This window comes from Pantoea sp. XY16 (assembly GCF_025153065.1).
Classification (GTDB): domain Bacteria; phylum Pseudomonadota; class Gammaproteobacteria; order Enterobacterales; family Enterobacteriaceae; genus Pantoea; species Pantoea alfalfae.
In genome coordinates, this window is record NZ_JANZNP010000028.1 from 1 (window position 1) to 539 (window position 539).

Consider the following 539-nt stretch of genomic DNA (forward strand, 5'->3'; position numbering starts at 1 on the left):
CCGCCACCGGGTTACCGGCGTCGTCGGTCAGGCCCGGTACGGTTTCGCTGGTGTCGACCGTCACGTTCACGGTGTCGTTCACCGCGTTGCCATTCGCGTCGGTGCCGTCGATGACCAGGGCATGCTCGCCGTCGGCCAGCGGGGCGTCAGGGGTAAAGGTCCAGCTGCCGTCGGCGTCCACGGTGGCGGTGCCGAGCTCGGTGTCGCCGTCGGAGATCACCACGGTGGAGCCGGGCTGCATGCCGCCGCCGTTAATGGTCGGGGTGCTGTCGCTGGTGGTGCTGCCGTCCGCCACCGGGTTACCGGCGTCGTCGGTCATGCCGGGCACGGTTTCGCTGGTGTCGATGATGACGTCGACGGTGCTGCTGCTGGCGTTACCGTTCGCGTCGGTGCCGTCAATCACGAGCGCGTGCTCGCCGTCGTCCAGCGGGGCGTCAGGGGTAAAGGTCCAGCTGCCGTCGGCGTCCACGGTGGCGGTGCCGAGCTCGGTGTCGCCGTCGGAGATCACCACGGTGGAGCCGGGCTCCATGCCGCCGCCG

1 protein-coding gene is annotated in these 539 nt (G+C 70.1%); it reads right to left on the reverse strand.

The features are described 5' to 3' along the window. Positions 1-539: Ig-like domain-containing protein (locus tag N1689_RS22070; RefSeq protein ID WP_260060224.1), on the reverse strand; the 539-nt coding region annotated here is incomplete at both ends.